At 71.9% G+C, this 24,519-nt stretch carries 19 protein-coding genes; 9 read left to right on the top strand and 10 right to left on the bottom strand.

All coding sequences use genetic code 11. The features are described from left to right. Positions 1–25: 25 nt before the first annotated feature. Positions 26–664 (top strand): hypothetical protein, encoded by a 639-nt coding sequence (locus AC6JA9_RS14930; RefSeq protein ID WP_223746555.1) that lies wholly within the window; start codon positions 26–28, stop codon positions 662–664. Between the two features lie 191 nt (positions 665–855). Here AC6JA9_RS14930 and AC6JA9_RS14925 read toward each other — a convergent pair whose 3' ends face one another. From AC6JA9_RS14925 to AC6JA9_RS14905, 5 genes are all read right to left on the bottom strand, one after another. Then, positions 856–1,638, bottom strand: coding sequence for a DNA-methyltransferase (locus tag AC6JA9_RS14925; RefSeq protein WP_497959990.1), 783 nt, complete (start codon positions 1,636–1,638; stop codon positions 856–858). A 55-nt stretch (positions 1,639–1,693) separates the two neighbouring features. Then, complete coding sequence (locus tag AC6JA9_RS14920) at positions 1,694–2,599, bottom strand: DUF2381 family protein (RefSeq protein ID WP_497960698.1); 906 nt, start codon at positions 2,597–2,599, stop codon at positions 1,694–1,696. A 10-nt stretch (positions 2,600–2,609) separates the two neighbouring features. Further along, positions 2,610–4,604, bottom strand: a complete 1,995-nt coding sequence (locus tag AC6JA9_RS14915) for a serine/threonine protein kinase (protein WP_408891749.1) — start codon at positions 4,602–4,604, stop codon at positions 2,610–2,612. An 801-nt stretch (positions 4,605–5,405) separates the two neighbouring features. Further along, positions 5,406–6,563 (bottom strand): TfuA-like protein, encoded by a 1,158-nt coding sequence (locus AC6JA9_RS14910; RefSeq protein WP_483577564.1) that lies wholly within the window; start codon positions 6,561–6,563, stop codon positions 5,406–5,408. Next, positions 6,560–7,669, bottom strand: a complete 1,110-nt coding sequence (locus AC6JA9_RS14905; protein ID WP_473567131.1) for a YcaO-like family protein — start codon at positions 7,667–7,669, stop codon at positions 6,560–6,562. The genes AC6JA9_RS14910 and AC6JA9_RS14905 overlap by 4 nt, the downstream gene beginning before the upstream one ends. Before the next feature lie 255 nt (positions 7,670–7,924). Here AC6JA9_RS14905 and AC6JA9_RS14900 point away from each other — a divergent pair, with 255 nt between their 5' ends. Further along, positions 7,925–8,401, top strand: a complete 477-nt coding sequence (locus tag AC6JA9_RS14900; protein WP_141333400.1) for a peroxiredoxin — start codon at positions 7,925–7,927, stop codon at positions 8,399–8,401. 1 nt (position 8,402) lies between these two features. On the opposite strand, the gene AC6JA9_RS14895 is transcribed toward AC6JA9_RS14900, so the two are convergent. Continuing rightward, entirely contained in the window at positions 8,403–8,981 is a 579-nt protein-coding gene (locus AC6JA9_RS14895; protein WP_223783126.1) for a TIGR02265 family protein, read from the bottom strand. A gap of 175 nt (positions 8,982–9,156) precedes the next feature. On the opposite strand from AC6JA9_RS14895, the gene AC6JA9_RS14890 reads away from it, so the two are divergent. From AC6JA9_RS14890 to AC6JA9_RS14870, 5 genes are all read left to right on the top strand, one after another. Further along, on the top strand, positions 9,157–9,792 hold the full coding sequence (locus AC6JA9_RS14890) for an RNA polymerase sigma factor (protein WP_223746550.1): 636 nt from the start codon (positions 9,157–9,159) through the stop codon (positions 9,790–9,792). Next, a complete protein-coding gene (locus AC6JA9_RS14885) occupies positions 9,792–10,322 on the top strand; it encodes a zf-HC2 domain-containing protein (RefSeq protein WP_408890947.1) in 531 nt (176 codons plus the stop codon). The genes AC6JA9_RS14890 and AC6JA9_RS14885 overlap by 1 nt, the downstream gene beginning before the upstream one ends. Before the next feature lie 5 nt (positions 10,323–10,327). Further along, complete coding sequence (locus tag AC6JA9_RS14880) at positions 10,328–10,837, top strand: hypothetical protein (protein ID WP_255652834.1); 510 nt, start codon at positions 10,328–10,330, stop codon at positions 10,835–10,837. Between the two features lie 117 nt (positions 10,838–10,954). Next, positions 10,955–11,536 carry a DUF4136 domain-containing protein gene (locus AC6JA9_RS14875; protein WP_223746548.1) on the top strand — a complete coding sequence of 194 codons (582 nt, stop codon included), beginning with the start codon at positions 10,955–10,957 and terminating at the stop codon, positions 11,534–11,536. A gap of 105 nt (positions 11,537–11,641) precedes the next feature. Beyond that, entirely contained in the window at positions 11,642–12,784 is a 1,143-nt protein-coding gene (locus AC6JA9_RS14870; protein WP_473567052.1) for a chemotaxis protein, read from the top strand. 183 nt (positions 12,785–12,967) lie between these two features. Here AC6JA9_RS14870 and AC6JA9_RS14865 read toward each other — a convergent pair whose 3' ends face one another. From AC6JA9_RS14865 to uvrA, 3 genes are all read right to left on the bottom strand, one after another. Continuing rightward, positions 12,968–13,969 carry a DUF5996 family protein gene (locus AC6JA9_RS14865; protein ID WP_408890949.1) on the bottom strand — a complete coding sequence of 334 codons (1,002 nt, stop codon included), beginning with the start codon at positions 13,967–13,969 and terminating at the stop codon, positions 12,968–12,970. Positions 13,970–14,166: 197 nt separating this feature from the next. After that, positions 14,167–14,763, bottom strand: coding sequence for a glutathione peroxidase (locus AC6JA9_RS14860; RefSeq protein WP_483577563.1), 597 nt, complete (start codon positions 14,761–14,763; stop codon positions 14,167–14,169). Positions 14,764–14,825: 62 nt separating this feature from the next. Further along, positions 14,826–20,135 carry an excinuclease ABC subunit UvrA gene (gene uvrA, locus AC6JA9_RS14855; RefSeq protein WP_497959988.1) on the bottom strand — a complete coding sequence of 1,770 codons (5,310 nt, stop codon included), beginning with the start codon at positions 20,133–20,135 and terminating at the stop codon, positions 14,826–14,828. 182 nt (positions 20,136–20,317) lie between these two features. Between uvrA and AC6JA9_RS14850 the strand changes: the two genes are divergently transcribed. Continuing rightward, positions 20,318–21,355: a S1 family peptidase gene (locus tag AC6JA9_RS14850; RefSeq protein WP_223746543.1), complete on the top strand. Its 1,038-nt coding sequence runs from the start codon at positions 20,318–20,320 to the stop codon at positions 21,353–21,355. On the opposite strand, the gene AC6JA9_RS14845 is transcribed toward AC6JA9_RS14850, so the two are convergent. Then, a complete protein-coding gene (locus AC6JA9_RS14845; protein WP_426746966.1) occupies positions 21,348–21,971 on the bottom strand; it encodes a DUF2378 family protein in 624 nt (207 codons plus the stop codon). The genes AC6JA9_RS14850 and AC6JA9_RS14845 overlap by 8 nt on opposite strands. 200 nt (positions 21,972–22,171) lie before the next feature. Here AC6JA9_RS14845 and AC6JA9_RS14840 point away from each other — a divergent pair, with 200 nt between their 5' ends. Then, on the top strand, positions 22,172–24,388 hold the full coding sequence (locus tag AC6JA9_RS14840; protein WP_223746541.1) for a PAS domain S-box protein: 2,217 nt from the start codon (positions 22,172–22,174) through the stop codon (positions 24,386–24,388). Positions 24,389–24,519: the final 131 nt, after the last annotated feature.

Below are 24,519 nucleotides of genomic sequence, written 5' to 3'. Positions count from 1 at the left end.
GCATGAGACAAAGCTGCGCCTCGCCGTGGAAACCCTCGTCCAGCTCACCGAAGCCGCCGTGCCCCCCGCCCTCTTCCGCCGGCTGCTGCGGCGCCTGGGAGTCCTCGGCCGCGAGCGGCTGAAGGACACGTACCAGACGACGTTCTGGTACGACTTCGGCCCGCCGACGAACGTCGTGGAGGACATCGTCACCGCGCTGCGTCCGGCCATCGCCGGCCGGCGGCGCATCGCGGGCGTGGAGTGGTGGCTGTCGCGCATGTACCCGACGGACGTGCGCGTGGACTTCCATCAGGACCGGGACGAGAAGCTGGCGCTGCGCACGGGGAAGCTGGTGCACCCGCGCATCGGCTCGGTGCTCTTCCTCAACCGCGTGCGCGGCGGCGCGCTGGTGGTGACGCGCGAGAAGCCGGACGAGTCCAACCCGTCCCTCGCGCCGTCGCGGCTGGACACCGCGGACCTGGTGACGCCCAGGCCCAACCGGCTGGTGGTGTTCGACGGCTCGCTCACGCACGGCGTGCTGGACGCGCGGAACCAGGTGCCGGACGGGAAGCTGCCGGGGCGCTCGCGGCTGCGGCGCACGCTGGTGATGAACTGGTGGGGACACCGTCCCACCGACGTGCCCCGCTGGTCGGAGACGAAGCTCTACCGGGCACTCGGGGGCTGACGGCGAGTGAGCAGAGGACGCGCCGACCTCGGCGATTCGAGACGCGACGCTGCCGGGCGCTGCGGCGCGTGATGCGGAGGACGCGCCGCTCCTCGCGGCATGCCCCGAGGGCTCGAGGCGCGACGCGACCGGGTGATGAGTCGCGTGATGAACATGGGCCGCGCCTGGCCCCGAGGATTCGAGTCGCGGCGCTACCTGCCGCTCGGGGGCTGAAGGTACGCGGCGACCGTCTCACGCAGGCGGTGGGTGACGCGCTCGGCCCACTCGGGCTCGATTTCGAGACACGCCGTCTGTCGACCCAGGCGCAGCGCGGCGGCGGGCAGCGAGCCACTGCCAGCGAACGGGTCCAACACGGTGTCACCGGGTCGGCTGTACGTGCGCACCAGCGGCTCGACCACGGAGAACGGCTTGTGGTGGGGATGGCTGCCCCAGCGCGCGGCGTCGCCGTCATCGTCATAGCCGCCGACGACGGCCCAGACGGTGGGCAGGTCCCCGGGCGCGAGCACCGGCTCGGGCGTCCGGGCGATGACGAGCGCGACCTCGTAGACGCGCAGGGTCTGCTCGTTCGCGTTCTTGTCCGTGGTGCGCTTGCCCCAGGTGAACTCGCCGCGCAGGTGGGGATAGCCCAGCGCGCGCGCGGCGGTGAGGATGGGCTCCTTGCCGAGCAGGTTCGTCCAGATGACCAGCGGCGCGTCGGGCGTCAGGTGTGCCAGGGCGCGCGTGAGCCAGGCCTCGGAGAACGCCCGGTAGTCGCGCACCGTCTCGAAGCGGACGATGGGGTTCTGGTCGATCTTCTTGTGCGCGCGCGGGTCCCTCAGGTCCCCGCCCTTGCGACGCCGCGTGAGCAGACAGTACGGCGGGTCGGTGAGCAGCAGCGAGGCGCGGCGCTCGCCCAGGGCTTCGCGGTAGCCCGAGGGCTCGCGGGAGTCGGCGCGGATGCAGCGCGGGGCATCGGAAGGAAGCGGAGGGGTCATCGTCCGGGGCGGCACCCTACACGGTGGGCCACAAGGCTCAAGGCCCCTCGCGCCGTCACTTCACCACCAGTCGGTCCACCGTCAACGTCCGGCCCCGTACATCCCAGAGCTTGAGCGTGTAGCGCCCGGGTGTCAGGGCGGCCTCGTCAGCCAGGAGGACGACCACATCTTGCTCCTCCTCCGCGCGCAGCGGCGTTGATTGCCAGGGAGGCTTCAGCTCCAGCACCTGCCCGGAGTCCCTGGTGAGCGAGCCGCCGCTCGCCACCCACCCCAGGCCCTCCGACTCAGCGGAGATGCCCAGCACCAGGGCACTCCAATGTGAATGGAGGGCCACGTGGCGAATCGCCTTGGCGTACAGGTCAGGCCCCTGTGGGGAGGCGGACTCAAGCACCTGGACGTAGAGCGACCTCGAGGACCGCCCCAGCATCGCGACCAATTCCTCCAACGAGCTCGAGGCGCGCCCCGCGGACTGGAGTCGCTCGAGTTCGGAGCGAGCCTGCGCCAGCCGCGCCCTGAGCTCCTCGACCTCCCGCCGATAGGACTCCGCGGTGCGGACGCGACGGAAGACCTCGACCTGCGGTTCACCGCGCATCGGGTCCACCACCAACCAGACCACCAGCTGCTCCGGAGCCGCCCCATCGAGGAAGCGGACCTCGAGGCGCAGCCGCTCCCCCTGGCGGAACGTGGTCGACGGCACGAGCACCAGGTGGTCATCCGCCAGGCCCACGCGATGGAAACGCTCACGCCCCTCCAGCAGGACCTCTTCGGTCCGGATGCGGGCGTCGAAGAAGAGGGTCGTGGCGCGCCCTGGGGAGATGCGGATGTCGAGGGACGGCGCGGCCACTTCGCCGCCCACCTCGAGCCGACGCACAGGGGGCAGACTCGAGGAAGGGGTGGGCCCAGGGCGCTCCGCACCCGAGCTCAGCAGAACGCCCCAGGTGAGCGCGAGGACCGGGAACACGGCGAGCAAGTCACGGCCTTCCGAAGTAGTCGGTAGAGGTGAGCCCCACGATCGTGCTGATCATCTTCTGCTCAGGTGTGCTGTTGACACTGTCGTAGGTCATGCCCACCTGCACGCGCTCGCCGAGATTGGCCACCGACACCTGGAGACAGACCGCCATGCGCTTGCCATTGGGAGTCTCCGCTTCGGACACCCAGATGTAGTACCTCTTCTGTCCGTGAAAGAGCCTCCCGTGGAACTTCGTCCCGCGCGGGAACGCTTCGACGAGGGCTGGATCCGGCAGGTTGCGGTAGAGGTAGATGGAGATGGGACCTTCGGGAGGAAGCGGAATCACCGACACATACCGCTCGCCGGGGGCCTGCAGTGAGAAGTCCGTCCGCGACAACTGCGAGCTCGGGGAGTAGCCCAGCGCATTCAGACGCTCGATGGAACCCGCCGGGCACTCCCCCTCGGGCGACGTCAGGCGTGTCTGGGGTGAGCCGCCCGCGCAGGCTCCGGCCAGGCACGCCACCGCCGCCGTCTTCCCCAAGGTGCCGCTCACCGAGCCACGCTTCCGCGAAGGGGGCGACTCAGGAGTTGGCGCGTCCGAGGGAGCGGGGGCCGCGGAAGCCCACCGGGTGGGAGCCTCCGCGGGCTCGGCGGACGGTGAAGAGGGACGGGCTGTGTCGGGGGGCGTGAGGGGACGACTCGTCACGACAGGACTTCCTTTCTCTGCAGGAGGTGGGAGGGGGACGACCGCCTGCGTGGAGCTCGAAGCGGGCGACTCGCGACGCGAGACACCCAGGGCCACCGCGCCCAGGACGAACAGCACCAGCACGCCCACCGCGACACCGCGCGTCCAGGGAGGCTCGCGGGACGGCGACGTGGGAGCGGGCGGCGGCGGAGAGGACGGGAGCGCGTCCGCCGGCGCGGCGACGGCCTCCGGTGCGAGGGGATGCGAAGGTGTGTTCTCGGCGTCGGAGTCCTGCTCCGCGTCCGACGCGGAGGGCTCGGGCATGCGCACGAGCTCCGGCACCATGCGCACCCGGGGCGTGTTCGAGTCCACGTCACGCGGGGACTCGGGCTCGGGAGGAAGGTCCAGCGACAGCCTCCATGCGGGCTGACGCTTCTCCTTGGCGACCTCCCACAGGGCCTGCAGCAGCGCCTCGGTGTTCGGGTAGCGGTCCTCGGGGCGCTTGGCGAGCAGCCGCAGCGCGAGGTCTCCCAGCGCGGGAGGCACCTTGGGGTTGACCAGGTGGGGCGCGCGCGGCGTCACCGTCTCGATGGCGGGCAGCAGCCTGTCGTAGGGCAGCCTGGGGTCGAAGGCGTACCCGTCCGTGAGCGCTTCGTAGAGCAGCGCGCCCAGCGCGTAGAGGTCTCCGGGGATGCCCGCGTCGAAGCGCGCGCCCTGCTCCCAGAGGCCCTCGCGCAGGAAGGCCACGCACTCGGGGGGCAACAGATGCGGAGAGGCTGGAGCCACGCCCACCGTCAGCGTCGTCGCGCCCGGCATGCGCACGGTGCCCAGGTCGATGAGGAACGGGCGCTCGTCATCGCGGCGGATGAGGAGGTTGTCGCCCTTCAGGTCGCGGTGGTGCAGGCCTCGTCGGTGGAGGTCCGAGACGGCGCGCACCACCTCGGTGAAGACGGACAGCAGGTGCGCCGCGGAGGGCTTCACGCGCCAGCGCCACTCGTGGAAGGTCTCTCCGTCGATGAAGTCGGTGACGAAGAACAGGTAGCCCTCGGGGGGCTCCGGCCAGCGGTCCACGGCGTGGAGGCGCGGGAGGTTCGGGTGCGGCGCGCAGGCGAGCAGCGCGGCCACCTCGTGCGACAGCCGACCGTTGACGTCCTCCTCCTCGGAGACCTGGGGACCGGCGGGACGCAGCGCCATCTTCATCGTGAAGAAGCGCCCTCCCCGCTCGACCTTGAAGACGCGGCCGAAGCCTCCCGCGCCCAGCGACGCCACCACGCGCCACGGGCCCACTTCGCTGCCGGGAACGAGCTGGTCCGGATGGAACGGCGCCGACATCACGGCGGAGAGCCCTCTTGTCGCGAGACCATGCCTTCCCGGCAAAGCACGAGCGCATCCGCGCGGAGGCATGGGACGGCCTCAATGCCAATGCGGGCACGTGAGTCTGGCGCGAGGGGCGCTGTGACCACCCAGGAAACGGGGCCGTACAAGGGTAACCTCCAGGGTTGACCCTAGCCTCGATTCAAGGCCTGTCACGAATTTTCCCCACCCGCCAGGTGGGCAACATCGGGTCCGGGAGACCCAACGTCCCCCGTAGTCTCGTGGAGCGGGAGGCCCCGACCGAGCACGGCGCCCCGGGGGGGCCCGTGGCCAGGAGGCGTCCGGCTCACGCCCCACCGCCTCATGCGCCGGTGAGGGACGGCGCGCGGGTTGGCGGACTCGCCGCTCGAGGCACGCTCGGCGCGTCAGTCGACAGACGCGTCGCCGCACGAGGCACATATGGCGCCCTCAGGCGATGGGCGCTTCGTCGCGAGAGGCGTCTGGAGGATTCGCCGCTCGAGGCCTGCTCGGCACGTCAGTCGATGGGTTGTTCATCGCTCGCGGCGGTCGAAGGACTCGCTGCTCGAAGCCTGCTCGCACGTCAGGCGACGTGCTCGTCGCCGCTCGAAGCCTGCTCGGCACGTCAGTCGATGGGTTCTTCATCGCTCGCGGCGGTCGAAGGACTCGCTGCTCGAAGCCTGCTCGGCACGTCAGGCGACGCGCTCGTCGCCACTCGAAACATGCTCAGTGCATCAGTCGATGGGTTCTTCATCGCTCGCGGCGGTCGAAGGACTCGCCGCTCGAAACATGCTCAGTGCATCAGTCGACGGGCTCTTCATCGCTCGCGGCGATGTCGAGCGCGGCTTCTGCCCAGCGTCCACGCAACCTCGCCTCGGCGGCGAGCGCTTCATCCCAGGACGGGCCATCCGGCAGCAGCCGTGTCGAGTGCGCGAGCACGAGTCGCTCCAGCGCCCGCTCTTCACACAGCGCACGCAGTCCCTCCGGGTCCAGCCCGCTCGCGGACAGGAACGCATCGCGCTTGCGCGCGGGGACACGGCGCTCGCGCCACCACGCCTCCTGCTCACGCGCCACCTCGTCCTCGGTGACGGACAACCCCATCGTCCTCGCCCAGCCCGCGAGCAACGCGCGACGCAGGCCCGCTTCGGCCAGCTCGCGCGCGTCGGGCGCCTGGCTCAACACCTCGAGCACGTGCCCCGAGGGAACCCGCGCATCGGGCACGCGGGTCTCGTCCTCCACGAGTCGCCGCCGCCGTACCAGCGAGGAGGGAACCCGACGCGCCCCTCGGCTCGACGGCGCCCCCGAAGCCACCCACTCCTGTGCCGTGCGGATGCAGGCCACCGCGTCGGCGCGCTTCAGGTCCTCCACGCCACGGGAGAACCACTGCGCCCACCCGCGTCGCGTGTCCTCGGGCCAGCGCACACGCTCGAGCAGCCGAGCCCAGGTGCGCTCCTGGTAGAACATCTCCGCGGCGACCGACACCAGCTCGCGGGCCCGTGGCGCGCTCAGCACACCGGCCTCACGCGCGAGCTCCGCCACGTGCCGGACGTTGACGAGCGGCACCGTGAGGGGACGCCAGCCGTTCTCGGCATCCGCATGCAGCAGCGCCACCTCCGCGTCGTCCGCCACGACCCCATCGCGGTACCAGCCGAAGATGCGCCCCACGCCCACCATGCCGTGCGCAGCCAGCTCCACCGCGCGCAGCGCTCCCATGCTGGAGCCGCCGAAGACCGCCACGCCCGCCTCCAACGCGGCCAGCAGCTCGTGGTGCCACACCGAGGGCTGTGCCTCGAAGACACCGTCCACCAACGCGATGGCCCGGGGCCTCGCCCCCAGCACTCGCCACACGTCGCCCTGTCGCGCCGGAGGCAGCACCACGCACGGTCCCAGCCGCTTTGCCTCTTCGGCCGGCAGCGACGGGCCCAGGAAGACCACCACGTCCTCGGCTCGCCGCTTCACAGGAGCTCCGAGACGCGCATGCCGGGCACCACCACCCGCCGCACATGAAGGCCCGGCACCGGCGCATCCAGCTCCACCGACGCCACCTGCGTGAATCCCGCCCGCTTCAGCCGCGCCAGCACCCGTCGCACCTGGACCTCCGCGTCCTCTTCCGCCACCGCGCCCAGGTCCGGAAGCTCCGTCACCCGCCGCCGCGCCTTCACCCCCGCGCACGCCTCCGCGAACCCCCGCGCCGCCTCCCGGTCCGTCGAGCCCACGTCCTCCCTGGCCCCATGGATGTCCGTCAGCCGCGACTGCGCCGCCTCGAGCAGCGCCTTCAAGAGCGCCACGTCCCGCTCCAGCGCGCACGCATAGCCCGCCGTGAGCGGCACCGGCCCCTCCTCCAGGTCCACCAACACCGCCGCGCCCACGGGCAGCCCCACCGCCCCCGCGGTCCGCGCGGACGGCGTCGCATCGAAGAGGAACACCCCGAAGCCACGCTCCCGCAGACGCTCCGCCAACGCGGCCGTCCTCGGCGCCGAGCGCGCCAGCTCCGCGCCACGCAGCAGCCGCCCCCGCACCGCCTCCTCCGTCCACCCCTCGGGGAACACCCGCGCCAGCTGGTCCCGCTCCGTGGCCTCCAGCAACGCATGCAGCAGCGCCCGCGCCGGCTCCGGATGCGCGCCCGAGCCATTGCTGGTCCACGCCACCGACACCGGCCCCAGCGACACGCCCCCCGGCGGCGTCACGTGCACCCCCTGCGCGGGCACCCAGACGCTCCGCCCCGAACCCAATTCCGTGGCCTCGCGCCACGCACACCGGACACCCTCACCCCACAACCTCGGCTCCACCAGCGCGCCCGCCGAGCCCAGGGCCGGCGCACCCCACAACGTCCCCAGCCGTCCCTCCAGCTCCGCAAAAGAGCCCCAGGCGAGCCGCCCCGGCGCCACCGTCTCCGCCGCCCACAGCTCCGCCGTCTCGAACAGCGCGCCCCAGGCCGCCTCGTCCGCCGTGAGCCCCTTGCCGTTGCACACCTGGAGCACATGGCCCCCTGGACGCACCGCGCAGGCCACCTCCACGCCCGTGCGGTCCAACCCGGTGACCCGCGCCACCCGCGTCACGCCCATGGCCCGGGCCAGCCCGGACGAACTCACTCGCTCGCTCGACACGCCCGGGCGGATAGCACTCCTCAACAGTTCTTAACACCCCGGCGACATCAACCATGCGATGCAGGACGCGGCCCTCCCTGGGACTCGGGAAGGACACAGTCGCCCCGTCCTGGGGCGAACGCGGCGGGAGCTGGCGAGCAATCGTCACCCAGCCCCGCACCGAAGACGTGGTACCGGTGGACCGTCGCGGCCACCAGAAAGGGAGCTGCCGGAATGCTCGCCATCGGAGACCTCGCGCCTGACTTCGTCGCCATCGACTGTCATGGCGTGCCCCTGAGCCTGTCCGCGCTGCGAGGACGCCGCGTCGTCCTCTTCTTCTTCCCCAAGGCCTTCACGCTCGGCTGCACCATCGAGAACCGGGCGTTCCGCGACAACCACCTGCACTTGCAGGAGCTGGGCGCCGAGCTGGTCGGCGTCTCCGTGGACACCCAGGCCACCCAGTGCGCGTTCGCCGAGAAGGAGGACATCCACTTCTCGCTGCTCGGAGACCCGGACCGCGTCATCAGCCGCGCCTACGACGTCCTCTGGCCCGTGCTCCGCGTGGACCGCCGCGTCACCTTCATCATCGGCCCGGAAGGCCGCATCGAGGACATCATCCGTCACGAGGTGCGCGTGTACCGCCATCTGGACGACGTGCTCGCCTACCTCGAGTCCCACCCCATGACGGCCGCGTACGACTCGGCCGCCTGAGTCACTCCCAGGCGCAGTGGTACTCGCAGTGGGCCGCGCCCCGCGCCCGGCACATCGGATGCGTGACGCGCGGCGACAGCCCGCCCGACAGCTCGATGGCCCGCTCGTGCCAGCCGATGATGGTGAGACAGTCCGCCTCCGTGACGTTCTCGGCGCTGAAGGTGCGCAGGATGGCGGAGCGAGGCCCCGTGGACTCGTACGTGCGCGAGCCCACCGCGTAATAGAAGCGGTAGATGCGCGGCGCCTGGCTCAACAGGAAGTGCGGCTCTCCGCGCCGGATGAACGCGCTCTGCTCCCCGTGCAGCGCCTCGTCCGCGGACGAGCGGCCCATGTCGATGAAGGCCCGTCCCTCGTCCTCCGGCGACAGCACCTCCGCGATGGCCGAGTCCAACCGCAGGTTCAGCTCCAGCGGATACCAGGCCACTGGGAGGATGGCCTGGCGCAACACGGCCTGGTCCACCGGGGGCAGCCGCCCCAGGACCTCGTCCACCCGAACCTGCCCGCCCACCCGGCGCAGCATGTTCAGGCGCGCGATGAGTACGCCCCCCTTGATGCGAGAGCCCGAGCCTTCCAGAACCATGAGAAGTCCGTGGGTTGCACCAACCTCACGCATTGTGACAGCCGGGTGGCGGAGGCGGCAACCATCCCCCTGCCCGGCCGTCCCTCAACACGCTGTTATTTCTAGGGAAACATGATTTCAGATTCACCGCGGCCGTGAAAAATAACCTGGGGGGGTGCTGGGGGTTGAGGCAGTCGTGAGCATCAGGGAGACAGGCGGCCAGGTGGTGGCGATGCCGTCTCGCCGGCTGGCCCTGGAGGGGGCACCGGACGAGGTGCTGTGCCGCGCCTTCCTGGACGGGGAGACGGCGGCGTTCGAGGTGCTGGTGCTGCGGCACCGGGCGCTCATCTTCTCGCTGGTGCGCCGCTACACGACGCGGCCCGAGGACGCCGCGGACCTGACGCAGGGCGCGTTCCTGCGCGCGCTGGAGGCCTCGCGGCGGGTGTTCTCGCGCTTCACGCCGACGGGGCCAGCGCCGTTCCGGGCGTGGCTGGTGCGAATCGCGCTCAACCTGGCGAAGAACCACGCGCGCCAGGGGCAGCGGTGGCGGCCGGTGCTGGTGGAGGCCCCCCGCGAGGACGTGGCCGAGGCGCCCGGGGAATCCGCGCAGGACGGGTTGGAGCGGGCCGAGCGGGCGCGGAAGGTTCGCGAGGAGGTCCTCACCCTGCCCCGTCGTCAGCGCGAGGTGCTGACGCTGCGCGTGGACGCGGGCCTGGCGTTCAAGGATATCGCGCAGACGCTCGGCATCACCGAGAACAATGCGAAGGTTCAGTTCCACCATGCGGTGAAGCGCCTGAAGGCGCGGGTGGGTGAGCCGGAGGAGAAGCACTGATGGCCGCATGCCCGGACATGGAAGCCCGACTGGACCTGCACGCCGCGGGGGCCCTGGAGCCCGAGGAGTCGGTGCCGCTGTTGCGGCACGTGGAGGCGTGCGCGGGGTGCCGCGAGGCGCTCGCGCAGTCGATGGAGGTGCTGTCGCTGGTGGCGCTGCCCGCGCCGACGGCCGCGGAGAAGGCCGCGCAGGACACCGTCCCCCAGCGCGCGCTGGAGACGTGGAGGCGCGAGCGCATGAGCCAGACGCTGCGACGGCGCACGGTGGGCTCGCTGCTGGCCGCGGCGGCGGTGGTCGCGGCGATGGTGCTGATGCCGGGCCTGCCGCGTCCGTGGACGACGCAGGGGGCCTCCCCCACCGAGTCCGCCGATGTCCGCGCCGAGGAGCGCGCGGTGGAGGCGCAGACGCTCGCGGACTTCGAGGCCTGGGCGGGGCTGGAGCCGCTGGAGGGCGGGGCGACGTGGGAAGACGAGGAGTCCTTCGAGGACCTCGAGAGCTGGGACGACGACCTGCTGGGAGAGACGTTGTGAAGACGATGACGCGCACGTCGTGGGTGATGCTGTCCGTGGTGCTCGTGCCCTGGCTGGCGCTGGCGAAGCCCGGTGACAAGGGCGAGGAGCGCTCCGCGCGCGTGACCGAGCGGATGGAGCGCCTGGAGAAGCGGCTGCGGCTGCGGCAGGTGCTGGCGCTGTCGGAGGCGCTGGAGCTGGACAACCAGCAGGCGCTGAAGATGGAGCAGACGCTGCGCCAGTTCGACGAGAAGCGCAGGCCCCTGCGCGAGCAGGTGCGGGAGGCCGCGCGCACGCTGCACCAGGCGGCCCGGGGTGACAGCGCGGCGCTGGCGCAGGTGGACGCGGCCGCGCAGCGCGCCTTCGAGGCCCGTGAGCGCATCACCGTGCTGGACCGGGAGATGTACCAGGCGCTGGCAAAGGAGCTGCCCGCGGACAAGCGGGCGAAGCTGGCGCTCACCCTGGCCAGGGACGGTGGCCGGATGAAGCGGCCCTGGAGGGGCGAGGGGCCGGGCGACGCGGGCGCGGACGACTGAGCGCGGGTGCGCCCCGGGTCCGGGACAAACAGGCATCCAACCCGGAGTGCGGCGCGGGGGCATGACTACCGTCAGGGAGCCGACGGCGCGTGTCGCGCCGTCACCGAGGAGGCTTCCATGCGTCCGCTGATTCGACTCGCGCCCCTGTTGATGGCGTGTGCCCTCACGGCCTGCGCCGGCATCGACGTGAGCACGAACTACGACCCGAGCGCCGTCCAGCAGCTCGACGGCTACAAGACCTACGCGTGGCTGCCGCAGCCCCAGGGCAGCGACAAGCGCGTGTACAACCCCATCGTCGGCGGCGAGGTGGAGCGGGCGGCGGACGCCTATCTCCAGTCGCACGGCTACCAGAAGGTGGAGGCCAATCCGGACTTCCTCCTCGGCTGGCACGGGGCCATCGACAACAAGCTGGAGGCGGACACCGTCAACGCGTACTACGGCTATCCGTACGACCCGATGTGGGATCCGTTCTATGGGGGCGGCCCGGTGGCCATGTCGGCGCCGGAGACGGTGGTGCGCGAGTACGAGCAGGGGACGCTGATCATCGACGTGGTCGACGCCCAGTCGAAGAAGCTGGTGTGGCGCGGCCAGGCCCAGTCGGAGATCGACGACAGCGCCAAGGCGGAGAAGCAGCAGTCGCGCATCAACAAGTCGGTGGAGGAGATCCTCGAGCGCTTCCCACCCCGGGGTGGGAAGTAGCCAGGTGCGCGTGTCCGGCGCCGGGGCGTCGGACGCCGGACACGCCCGCTGTCCTGGAGGTCCGGTCGTGACGTGGCGGGGACGTGAGCAGCTTGAGCCGGCTCCATGTCCCCTCCGCGCCGACTCGTTGGATGCGTCCTGCTGCTCCTCTGGGTGAGCGGCTGCTCCGTCGCGGCGCCCCGCTCGGAGCTGGTGCGGCGGGTGGGACGTTCGGACCTGTCCGTCGAGGCGCTGCGCGTCCGCGTGCGGGACATGGCCCGGCGCTTCTCGGGGTTGTTGGAGGCCTCCGCGGATGAAATCGCGGCGGAGTCCGGCTCCGAGGAGGTGCGCGCGGCGATGACGCGGTTCAAGATCAACGCGGTGCCCGCGATGCAGGCGGCCCTGCTCCAGCCGGACCCCGTGGCGGCGCTGGTGGATGCGTGGGCGCTGCTCGCGCAGCTCGAGCTCGCCCTGCCCCCGCGGGCGACGGGCGCGGGCGCGTCACCGGAGCTCGTGGCCCGGGCGGAGCGGATGTTGCGCCAGCAGGAGGCGGAGGTGGAGGCGCTCTGGAAGGACGTCTGCGGACGTCAGGACGTGGAGGGCGCGCGGGCGCGGGTCCATGAGTGGGCCGCGGAGCACCCGCTAGTGGGCCCGCTCGTCACGCGGGTGTCCACGGTGTCGTTGCTCGCGGAGGTGACGTCGATGTCCGGCATGGGGGCCCTGGGAACGGCCGGAGTGCTGGTGGAGGATGTCCGGGACCTGACGGCGCGCGTGGACCTGTATGCGGCGTCACTGCCGCGACAGGCGCGCTGGCAGGCGGAGTCGATGGCGCAGGATGCGTTGAAGGCGGTGCCCACGCGCGAGGTGCTGGCGGACCTGGGGCGCGCCGTGGACACGCTGGAGCAGTTCGGAGCTCTGGCGGCGGGGACGTCCGCGCTGGTGGCGCGGGAGCGGAGCGCGATGCTGTCCGCGCTCACCTCGGAGCGCGAGGCGCTGCAGCGCTTCGTCGAGCAGGAGCGACGGGCCTTGATGGTGGAGGTGGCGGGCGAGCGACAGGCCGTGCTCTCCGCGCTCCACACGGAGCGGGTGGAGACCCTTCAGCAGGGCGAGCGCATCGGGCTCGGGATGGTGGACCTGACCTTCCAGCGCGCGACGCTGCTGGTCGACCGGGTGTTCCTGTGGCTGCTCGGGATGACGCTCGTGGGCGTGCTGGGGGGGCTGGGCCTCGCGGCGCTGCTGCTGCGCGCGTGGAGGCGCAAGCAAGGTTGAGTCGCGCGACCTCCCGCCGGGCGCGGAAGTCACGCGGTCTCGCGCGAGCAAGCCCCCACGAGGCCACGCCCCCGTCCGCTCTCGCCCCCCATCCGCCGCTTGCGGCCACCTGCTGAGCGCGGAGCCACGCGGCCTCGTTCGAACACCCCCCCACGAGGCCACGCGGACCGCCACCAGCTCCACTCAGGGACTCGCGTCGGCGGGAGGCTGCTCGGGCAGGGTGACGCTCCTCCACGCGCCCTTCACGCTCTCGGGGATGATGAGGGGCCGCTCGCAACGGGCGCGGTCCCACTTCCCCAGGTCCGCGCACGCGTCATACGTGGACTGGAAGAAGTCGAGCAGGAAGGCCCTCGGGTCCTCCGCGCGCCGCACGGCCTCGTACGGCAACAGGAACTCCTTCAGGTTCGCGTCGTACCCCGCGCCCGAGGGCCTCACGCTCGCGGCGGAGAACCCCTTCGGCTCGGGCGCCGCATAGCAATAGAACGCCGCGCCGCCGAGCGCCTCGGTGCCGGGCCAGAAGCCCACGCTGCACACCTCTTCGCAGTACGCCTCCGCCGTCACCGCGTCCGCGCCCGGCCGCGCCGGAGCGGGCCTGCCGCCGAAGCGCGTCACCGCCAGGTCGAAGCTCCCCCAGAAGAACTGCACCGGGCTGCACTTGCCCGTGAAGCCCGCGCGGAACGCCTTCATCGCGATGTGGGCCTGCAACAACGCCCGCCACCAGTTGCGCACGTGCCCGGGCACATACGTCGCGTGGTGCGTGTCCTGGCTGAAGGGCGTCGTGTCATCGGGAATCTCCACCGGCTGCTCCCAGATGCGCACCTCCACGCCCAGCTCGCGCAGCGTCGACATCACGTCCCGATAGAACTCCGCCACCGAGCGCGCCGTCAGCTCCATGACGCGCACGTCTCCACGGCTCGTCAGGAAGCGCAGCTCGCTGGCCAGGAAGTCGAAGTCCACCTCGAAGCTCCCATTCCCATAGGGAATCAGCCCCGTGGTGAGCCCGCGAGACGTCACGCGGAACGACACGTTCCACCAGTGGTTCTCCGGCGGCGTCAGCGCCAACCGCACCTTGCCGAGCACCTGGGTGTAACGGTGCAGCGTGGCATAGGTGTCCTTCCACTCCGCGAAGGGCAGCGCGGGCCACGCCTCCTCCCGCGTCCCGAATCCGGATGTCGACAGGGCCATGCGGCTCCCTCCTCAAGGGCCACGTCCACCTGGGACGGTGACCCCAGGGGCACGCCCGCGCCACACGAGCCCCCAGGCCCGCATGCCGTGAGGGCGGAGGAAGGAGCGCCGGCCCACGAGGACACCCAGTCCCTCACGAACGACGCATCACCCGCCCGGGCGGCTGTCCCCACCCGGGCCGGCGAACAAGGCCCCGCTCAGGGCTGGGCGAGCGCGGCGTCGACGGCCTTGCGCAGCTCGTCGCTCTCCGGCGTCACCTTGCTCGGGAAGCCCGCGCGCACCTGGCCGTCCTTACCCACCACGTACTTGTGGAAGTTCCACTTCGGCGCGTCGTGGTCCTTCGACAGGAAGGCGTAGACAGGCGACTGGCCCTCGCCCTTCGTCTTCACCTTCTCGAACATGGGGAACGTCACCTTGAAGCGCAGCTCGCAGAACTTCGCGATCTGCTCCGAGCTGCCCGGCTCCTGCCCACCGAAGTCGTTGGACGGGAAGCCCAGCACCACGACGCCCTTGTCCTTGTAGTCCTGGTAGAGCTTCTCCAGGCCCGCGTACTGCGGCGTGTAGCCACACTCGGACGCCGTGTTCACGATGACCAGGACCTTGCCCTGGTAGTCGGAGAGGTTGGCGGGCTTGCCGTCGAGGCGGTTGGCGGACAACGCGTGCAGGGACATGGGCTTCTTCTCGCTGGAGGGCTGGGACTTCGCGGGAGTGGACGGCTTCGTCGCCACATCACCGGCCAGGGCCGGGGTGACGACGAGCGCCGAGGCGACGCACAGGACATGAAGGGTTCGCATGCGGCCGGAAGGATGCCGAAGCCCCGGCCCCGTTTCACGCCCTTCTGTCCTGTCCGTGACAATCACCGCCGTCCCCCCGACGCGCCACGTCGCGATGACGGGGCCTCCTCGCCCGTGAAGAGCGAGCGCAGCACCCGGCCCGTCGCCGTCTTCAGCTTCGCCACCTCGCGAGGCGTGCCCGCCGCGACGATGTGGCCACCCTCCTCGCCGCCCTCGGGCCCCAGCTCCACCAGGTGGTCCGCCGCGCCGATGACCGACGGGTGGTGCTCGATGACCACCAGCGTGTCGCCGCGGTCCACCAGCCGGCCCATGAAGGTGATGAGCTTCTCCACGTCGCCCACGTGCAGGCCCGTGGTGGGCTCGTCCAGCACGTAGAGCGTGGGCTCGTGCCGCGAGGACGCCGTCAGCTCGGCCGCCAGCTTCAACCGCTGCGCCTCACCGCCGGACAGCGTGTTGGAGCCCTGGCCCAGTTGGAGGTAGCCCACGCCCAGGTCCGCGAGGCACTGCAGCGGCGCCGCCACCTTGGGCAGGTTCTGGAAGACGTCCTTCGCCTCGTCCGCGGACAGCCGCAGCACGTCGCCGATGGACAGCCCGTGGTAGCGCACCTCCAGCGTCGCCGCGTCGAAGCGCGCGCCCCCACAGGCCTCGCACGGCGTCACCACGTCCGGGAGGAAGGACATCTCGTGGGAGATGGAGCCCTGGCCCTCGCACGCGGTGCACCGTCCACCGCTGGCCGTGTTGAAGGAGAAGCGCGCGGCGGAGAAGCCGCGAATCTTCGCCTCGGGGGTCGCCGCGAAGGCCCGACGCAGCTCGTCCCAGATGCCCAGGAACGTCGCGGGCACCGAGCGCGGCGTGCGGCCGATGGGAGACTGGTCCACCGACATCACCCGCTTCACCGCCTCCACGCCCTTGAGCGAGTCGAACGGTCCGGGCCGCGAGGACACCAGCTCCAGCGCCTCTCGCAGCGCCGGGTACAGCACCTGCCGAATCAGCGTGCTCTTGCCCGAGCCGGACACGCCGCTGACGACGTTGAGCCGGCCCACCGGCAGCCGCAGGTCCACGCGCTTCAGGTTGTTGGCCCGCGCGCCCTTCAGCTCCAGCCACTGCTTCGGCTCCCCGCGTCCTGAGGGAGGCCGCACCTGGGACGCCCGCAGCGCGAGCGCCGTGGGGGACTCGCCCTGGAGCACCACGTCCGGAGGTCCCTCCGCGAGGATGCGCCCACCGCCGCGTCCGCCCGTCGGGCCCAAATCCAGCAGGTGGTCCGCCGCGCGGATGGTGTCCGAGTCATGCTCCACCACCAGCACCGTGGAGCCGGTGTTCACCAGCGCGCGCAGGTTGTCGAGCAGCCGGTGCGTGTCGCGCGGGTGCAGGCCGATGGTCGGCTCGTCGAGCACGTACATCGCGCCGGTGAGCCCCGCGCCCAGCTGCGCCGACAGCCGCAGGCGCTGCATCTCCCCACCCGACAGCGTGGCCGCGTTGCGGTCCAGGGACAGGTAGCCCAGGCCCACCCGCTCCAGGAACTCCATGCGCCGCAGCAACTCCTGCCGCGACGGCTCGCCGAGCAGCGCCCGGTCGCCCTTGAACTTCCAGCCCCGCACCCGCGCCAGCGAGGCCGCCACGGACTGCTGCACCACCTCGTGGTAGCGCGCTCCTTCCAGGCGCACGCCCCGAGGCACCGGCGCCAGTCGACTGCCGCCACACTCACGGCACGGCGCCGTCTCGCCCTCGGCCTGCGCTTCGGGGCCACCCTTCACACCCGTGCCCTCGCACGACTCGCAGCGGCCCTGCTTGGTGTTGAACGAGAACCAGCGCGGGTCCAGCTCCGGCACCGCCGTGCCGCACTTGGGGCACGTGCGCTCGGTGGACAGGAGCGTCTCGCCCTTCGACGTGCGAACCTTGAGCGCGCCCTGCCCCCAGCCCAGCGCATTGTCGAACACGTCCCGGGGCAGCTTCGACAGCTTGCCCTCGTGCATCACCAGGTCGATGTCGTGCTCGCGCGTCTTCGCCAGGCGCGGCGGGTCGTCCGTGGAGGACAGCTGCCCGTCGACAATGGCCGTGGTGATGCCCGCGCGCGCCGCGGCGGCGAAGACATCCAGGTACGTGCCCTTGCGCGAGCGCACCGCCGGCGCCAGCACCGTCCCATCCCCCTTCATCTGCGAGAGCTGCGCGAACAACACCTCCGGCGACGTGGAGGTGATGGGCGTGTCGTCGTTGGGGCAGTGCGGCTCGCCCAGCTTGGCGAACAAGAGCCGCAGGTAGTGGGCCACCTCGGTGACGGTGGCCACCGTGCTGGTGCCGCCCGCGCGCGAGGTGCGCTGCTCCAGCGCCACGCTCGGCGGAATGGAGCTGACGCGCTCCACGTCCGGCCGGGGCATGGTGGGCAGGAACTGGCGCGCGTACGGGCTGAGCGTCTCCAGGAAGCGCCGCTGCCCTTCCGCGAACACCACGTCGAACGCGAGCGAGCTCTTGCCCGAGCCGCTCGGCCCCGTGACGACGGTCATCTTCCCCAGGGGAATCTTGCAGGACACGTCCTGGAGGTTGTGCTCGCGCGCGTGCTCCACCTCGATGGCGGGCGCCGCGTCCCTGCCCGGCCGCCGCGCCTTCACCACGCGGCCCAGGGGCTTGCGCTCGCCCCGGAGCGCCACCGCCGTCGCGCCCTCGCCGCGCGCCACCGACTCCGGCGTGCCCTCGGCCACCAGCCGCCCGCCGTCCTTGCCGCCCACCGGCCCCAGGTCGATGACCCAGTCCGACGCCCTCATCACCGCGACGTCATGGTCCACCACGATGACGCTCGCGCCCTTGTCCACCAGCGCGTGCAGCGCGTCGATGACGTGACGCACGTCCTCCGCGTGCAGGCCCGCACTCGGCTCGTCGATGAGGAACAGCGCGCCCTTCGCCTCGCTGGCCAGCGCCCGCGCCAGCTTCAACCGCTGCGCCTCGCCGCCCGACAGCGTGGACAGAGGCTGTCCCAACGGCAGGTAGCCCAGGCCCAGCCGCGCCACGGGCCCCAGCGCGCGCTGCAGGGCCGCGTCGCTCCCGAAGTGCTGGAGCACCTCCGCCACCGTCATCTCCAGCACCTGCGCCACGCTGAAGCCCTGGTGTCGGACGGCGAGCACCTCCTCCTTGAAGCGCCGGCCCCGGCACACCGCGCACAACAGGGCCACGTCCGCGAGGAACTGCATCTCCACCGTCTCGTAGCCCTCGCCCGAGCACGCCTCGCAGCGCCCCTTGTCCACGTTGAAGGAGAAGTGCGCCGGCGTCAGGCCGCGCACCTCGGCGTCCGGCTCCGCGGCGAAGCGCTCGCGCAGCCGGTCCCACGCCTTGGTGTACGTGGCCGCGTTGCCACGCGAGGTGCGCCCCAGCGGAGACTGGTCCACGAAGGTGATGGCCTTCACCGCGTCGGCCCCCTCCAGCGCGTCCACCGCGCCCGGGGCCTCCACGTCCTTCACGCCCAGCCGCCGCGCCAGGTGCCGGTAGAGCACCTCGTCCACCAACGTGCTCTTGCCCGAGCCGCTCGGCCCCGTCACCGCGCACAGCACGCCCAGCGGCACCTTCACCGACAGCGCCTTGAGGTTGTGCTCGCGCGCGCCCTTCACCACCAGCTCACCGGTCCGCTCGCGCGGCGCCCGCTTCGTCTCGGCTCCACCCGCGAGCAGCCGGCCCGTGGGCAGGTCCTTGCGCTTCGCCAGCGCCTCGGGAGGACCGTCGAAGCACAGCTCGCCGCCCTCGCGGCCCGCGCCCGGCCCCAGCTCCAGCACGCGGTGCGCGGAGCGGATGACCAGCGGGTCATGCTCGATGACGAGCGCGATGTTGCCGCGCTCCGCCAGCTCCGCGATGGCCTCCGTCAGCGGCGGCACGTCGCCCGGGTGCAGCCCCACGGTGGGCTCATCCAGCACGAAGAGCGAGCCGGTGAGCGAGGTGCCCAGCGCGGCCGTCAGCGACACGCGCTGCGCCTCGCCACCGGACAGCGTGCGCGCCTGCCGGTCCAGCGTCAGGTAGCCCAGCCCCACGCGCTGCAGGTAGCGCAGGCGTCCGGCCAGCTCGCGCCGCGCCAGCTCCCCCTGCCCCGTCGTCGTGCCCAGCGCGTCCAGCCGCGCCAGCGCCTGCGTCAGCTCCAGCCCGTGCCACCCCGGCAGGTCCAACCCGCCCACGCGGTAGGCCCGCGCCTGCTCGTTGAGCCGCGCGCCGCCGCAGTCCTTGCACAGCGAATACGCCCGGTAGCGCGCCAGCAGCACGCGCACGTGCATCTTGTACGTGCGCCCCTCCATCCACCGGAACCACGCGCGCACGCCCGGATACGCGCGGCCGTCGTCGTAGTCCCCCGCGCCCTCCAGCACCGACTCGCGCTGCGCCGGCGTCAGCGAGGACCAGGGCGCATCCAGGGGAATCTTCTTCTCGCGGCACCAGCGCTGGAGCATGCCGCGCTCCCACTCCGTCGACGCGCCGGACCACGGACGGATAGCGCCCTGCGACAGGCTCAGCGCCGGGTTGGGAATCACCTTGTCCCAGTCGATGCCGATGGTGCGGCCAAAGCCCCGGCACGCCGCGCACGCGCCCACGGGCGACTGGTAGCTGAACAGGCCCGGCCGCGCCGCCTCGAACTCGCGCGCGCACTTCGGACACACCAGGCCCCGGCGCACCCGCTTCGCTTCCGCGCCGGGCAACAGCACCACCGCCTCGCCCTCGGCGCGGGTCCACGCGTCCTCCAGCGCCTGCGTCACCCGCCCCACCTGCGACGACGACAGCTTCACCCGGTCCACCAGCACGCGGGCGATGCCCGCCGGATCCGTGGCCTCCGAGGGCTTGAGCGACTCCAGCTCCCGCACCTCGCCCTGCACCACCAGCCGGTGGTAGCCGTCCTTCAACAGGCGCGCGCGCACGTCCAGGAACGACGCCGTGTCGGGGATGCGCAGCGGGAAGGCGATGAGCGCCGCGGCATCCGGGGACTCGGCCACCAGCGCGCGGGCCGCCACGCCCGCGTCGGTGCGCACCGCCTCCACCCCGCATGCGGGACACACGGGCATCGCCTCGCGCGTGAAGAGCGCGGACAGGTACGGCTCCACGTCCGCCAGTGTCGCCACCGTGGAGCGCGAGCTCTTCACCGGCGCCCGACGGTCCACCGCCACGCCCGCCGCCACCGGCTCCAGCGCCTCCATGGGCGGCCGCTCCAGCCGCTCGAGGAACTGCCGGGCATACGGGCTGAAGCTCTCCACGAAGCGCCGTTGTCCCTCGGCGTACAGCGTGTCGAGCGCCAGGCTCGACTTGCCCGCGCCCGAGACTCCGGTGATGCAGACCAGCTCCCCCTCCGCCAGGTCGACGGAGAGGTCCTTGAGGTTGTGGGTGCGCGCGCCTACGAGGTGGGTCTTGTGCATTTCGGGTCGGAGGTTTAACGACCCGACACTCCAACGCCACAGACAAGTGAAGCTGTTTACCGATGCGAGCCCTCCCCGGTTGGGTGGAGGCCGAGCGGCTTGATACAACGGGGGTACAATCGAGCGCGCGAGGGCGGCACCCGGCCCGGTGCCCATCCCAGCCTCGCGACGCAGGAGGCCTTATGGCCGAGGGAGTCGTCGACAAATCCCCCCCCCGTGACGCGCTGTTCTCCGCCTCGCCCTCCCTGGTGTTGCTGGAAGTCGATGGACGCCCCGCCTCGGGCTTCGTCGCCACCGGGCAGGGACACCTCGTCACCAGCCTCCACGCCGTCGCCGGCGCCCGCGAGATTCACGCGGTGATGGCGGACGGCACGCGCACGGAGGTGGTCCAGGTCGTCGCCATGGATGACCGCCGCGACCTGGCCGTGCTGCGACTGCCCGTCCCCGAGCTCGCCCCGCCGCTCGACCTGGCTCCCGTCTGCCTGCCCGGCGAGGGGGACACCGTCTATGTCCTGCGGGCCACCGCCAGCCCCGCACCGGAGGTCCGCTCGCAGGAGGTCCGGGCCGTCCAGGTGCTCGGCGACTGGCTCACCCTGCTGGAGCTCACCCGCACGCTCCCCGACGACTTCTCCGGCGGTCCGGTGCTCGACCTGCGAGGCGGCGTGGTGGGCGTGGCCACCGCGGCGCTCGCCAACGGCCGCTCGCTGGGCCTGGTCATCCCCACCCGCTACCTGCTGCCGCTCCTGCAGGGCGCCGGAAGCCTGCCCCTGTCCGCGCTGGAGACGCCGCGCCGCCGCGCCAGCCGCGTGCGCCAGGTGCCACGCCACCCGCTGAGCCTGCTGGAAGGCGCCAACACCGACGCGCTCGAGTCCATCGCCACCACGCTCGGCCACGCCATCAACGCCGGCGCGCCCGCGTACAACCGCGGCGACGTGGACGGCTGCTACCGGCTCTATGCGCGCACCGCCGAGAAGCTCATCGCCACGTGCGAGGCCTTCCCCGGCGCCCAGCGCGCCCTGCGCGACGGCCTGTCACGCTGCGCCGGCCTGCAGGACTCCGACGACCGCGCCTGGGCCCTGCGCGACGCCTTCGACGGGCTGCTGGACGTCATCGGCCGCTGGCTCCAGGTCCGGCCCACGTCGCCGCGCCCCTCGCCCAAGTCCAGCCCGGGCACCCCCAGCCTCGTGGTGGCGCCCGCGACCAAGCGCTACCTCAACTAGTCGCGCGCGGCTCCTCCCACCAGACCCGCAGCGCGTAGCCCGCCGGGGCGCGCTCCAGCACCTCCACCCGCGCCGTCACCCGGGTGCGCAGGAGCACGCCCTCCACCACGCCCGCCACGAAGTCCGGCAGCGGGTCCGCGTCCACCACCCGCACGCACCACTCGCGCTCGCGCACGGGCGCAAGCTCCATGCGCATGTCCTCGCGGCCCGCCTTCAGGTACGTGGGCAGCCGCGTCAGGCACCGCTCCGTGCCCAGCAGCGGCGCCGCCGTGGCGAAGATGCGCCCCACCAGCGTCTGCGCGAAGCCCTCCACGTAGGACAGCCCCAGGGCCCGGTTCGCCGCCTCCGGCGTCTGCCCCGCGCACACGAAGCGCCGCGCCACCCCTAGCGCGGCGCGCCACACGGTGAGCGGATAGGACTCCTGCAGGTCCTCTTCGTCGTAGCCGATGTCCTTGAGGGACTGGGCGAACGCCCCGGACGGCTTCAGCGCGTGCACGAACAGCCCCTCGAAGTTGCGCCGCGGCACGCAGACGGCCACCTGCGCCCTGCGCCCCACCGTCACCACGTCCTGTGAGCCCCGCCGTTCCATGACCACCCCCCCGTGCTTCGAATCCACCCGTCGTCCCGCAGTCTAACAGCCCGCCGGGCGCGAGGCTTTGGTTGCCCTGGAAAACTAGACCCTCGGCGCACTTTTACAACCGGAGGGCTCGTGCAACGATGGCCGTTTGCAATGCGAGGAGTCCCATGCGGGTCCTGATAGTCGCTCAGGGAGGGGCGGACCTGTCGCCACTGGAAACCCTGCTGGAAGAGCGGGGCATGACGGTGGTCCACGTCTCCAGGGACGTGGATGTGCCAGCGGCATGGCGCGCCGGCCCCTGCCCACTGGTGGTGCTGGATGCACGCGAGAGTGGCTCGCGCATGCCGCTCGTGCGGGCCCTGCGCAGCCTGCCCGGCGGCGCGTCCGCCGTGGTGCTGCTGGTGGGACGCCGCGGCGCGCTGCGGGCCCTGGAGCCGGCGCTGGAGGACGGCGCCGACGAGGTGCTGGCCTGGCCCCCGGACCTGGAGGAGCTGCGGGTGCGGCTGGACATGGCCGAGCGCAGGTACGCGCGGCGCGAGTCCCGGATGGGGGTGCCCTTCGGGGACGAGCTGCGCGACACCATGCTCGCCGTCAGCCCCGTGCCCACCTCCATCACCACGCTGGGCGAGGGCAAGGTCGTCGCCGCCAATGACGCGTACTTCCGCGCCTTCGGATACACGCGCGAGGAGATGCTGGGCAAGACGACGGTGGACCTGCACTTGTGGGAGCGCCCCATCGACCGCGCGCAGGTGATGGAGCGGCTGCGCCGGCACGGCTCGGTGCGCGGGGTGGACGCCCAGTACCACACGCGCACGGGCGAGGTGCGCCACACGCTGCTCTTCATGGGCCTGGTGCCCTACGCGGGCGAGCCGCACGTCATCTCGTTCTTCCCCGACATCACGCCGATAAAACAGGCGGAGGAGGAGGTGCGCCGCTCCGAGGTGAGCTTCCGCACCCTCATCCAGAGCCTGCCGGACCTGGTCGCCGTGTTCGACCGCAACGCGCGCGTGCGCTACGCCAACCTCAAGGTGGCGCGCGCGCTGGGCTACTCGGACGTGAAGGAGCTGGTCGGCAAGCACATCTCCGACATGATTCCCCCCGAGGACTTCGCCTCCGCGGACGCGCGCATGCACGAGGCCCTGCGCACCGGCCGCAACGCGTTGCAGGAAAGGCGCATGGTGCGCCGCGACGGCGGCATCCTCCACGTGGAGTCCACCACCTTCCCGCTGCACTTCGACGGCGAGGACTCCATCGTCTCCGTGGCGCATGATTTGACGGAGCGCCACCAGATGCAGGCCCGGCTGATGCTCGCCGAGCGCATGGCGTCGGTGGGCACGCTCGCCGCGGGCGTGGCGCACGAAATCAACAACCCGCTGGCGTACCTCACCGCCAACCTCGCCTTCGCGCGCGAGGAGCTCGCGCGCGTGCCCGCCCCCGGCGTGGACGCGTCGTTGTCGGAGGCGCTGTCGGACGCGCAGGCCGCGCTCTCCGAGGCCCAGCAGGGCGCCGAGCGCGTGCGCACCATCGTCCGCGACCTGAAAACCTTCAGCCGGGTGGACTCGGTGGAGGACTCCGTCGTGGACGTGCGCGCGGTGCTGGAGTCCACGCTGAACCTTGCCACCACGGAGATCCGCCACCGCGCGCGGCTGGTGAAGCTCTTCGAGGACGTGCCCCCCGTGCGCGCCAACGAGTCGCGGCTGGGCCAGGTGTTCCTCAACCTGCTGGTCAACGCCGCGCAGGCCATCCCCGAGGGCGCGCCGGACCGCCACGAGATTCGCGTGGGCGCGCGCCTGGGCGAGGGCGGCCGCGTGCTGGTGGAGGTGACGGACACGGGCGTGGGCATCGCCACCGAGCACCTGCCGCGCCTGTTCGACCCGTTCTTCACCACCAAGGCCCCCGGCGTGGGCACCGGCCTGGGCCTGTCCATCTGCCACAACCTGGTGACGGCGCTCGGCGGCGAGATCCAGGTCCGCAGCGCTCCCGGCCGGGGCTCCACCTTCCGCGTGCTGCTGCCCTCCGCGGAGCCCGTGCGCGTCGAGCCCGCCCCGCCCGCGCCGCGGCCCGAGCCCGCCGCGCCGGTGGAGAAGCGCGGCCGGCTGCTCGTCGTCGACGACGAGCCCCTGGTCTGCACCGCCCTGGGCCGCACCCTGCGCCCCCACCACGATGTCACCCTGGCGACACGCGCACAGGACGCGCTGGAGCGCATCGAGGCCGGCGAGTCCTACGACGTCGTCTTCTGCGACTTGATGATGCCCGGCATGAGCGGGATGGACTTCTACTCCACCCTCATGAAGCGCCATCCGGAGCAGGCCCGCCGCGTCATCTTCCTCACCGGCGGTGCGGTGACCCCCCAGGCCCGCGCCTTCCTCGAAACCGTCACCAGTCCCCACATCGAAAAGCCCTTCGCGGGACGCGAACTGCTGTCCTTGGTGCAGGAACGACTGGCCCGCGCCTGATCCGGGTCACTGTCCACCTGTGGAAGAATCGGACAGGCTCACTCGCCGGCTGTCCTTCAATTCCCCAGCGACTCTCCGGGCCTCCCCACCCGGTGTCCAAGAAGGCCATCACAAGCCCCCAGTTTCATTGA

Source organism: Myxococcus sp. MH1, assembly GCF_059738865.1.
The sequence above is the reverse complement of the archived record's forward strand: the minus strand, read 5'-3'. Positions and strand labels throughout refer to the sequence as shown.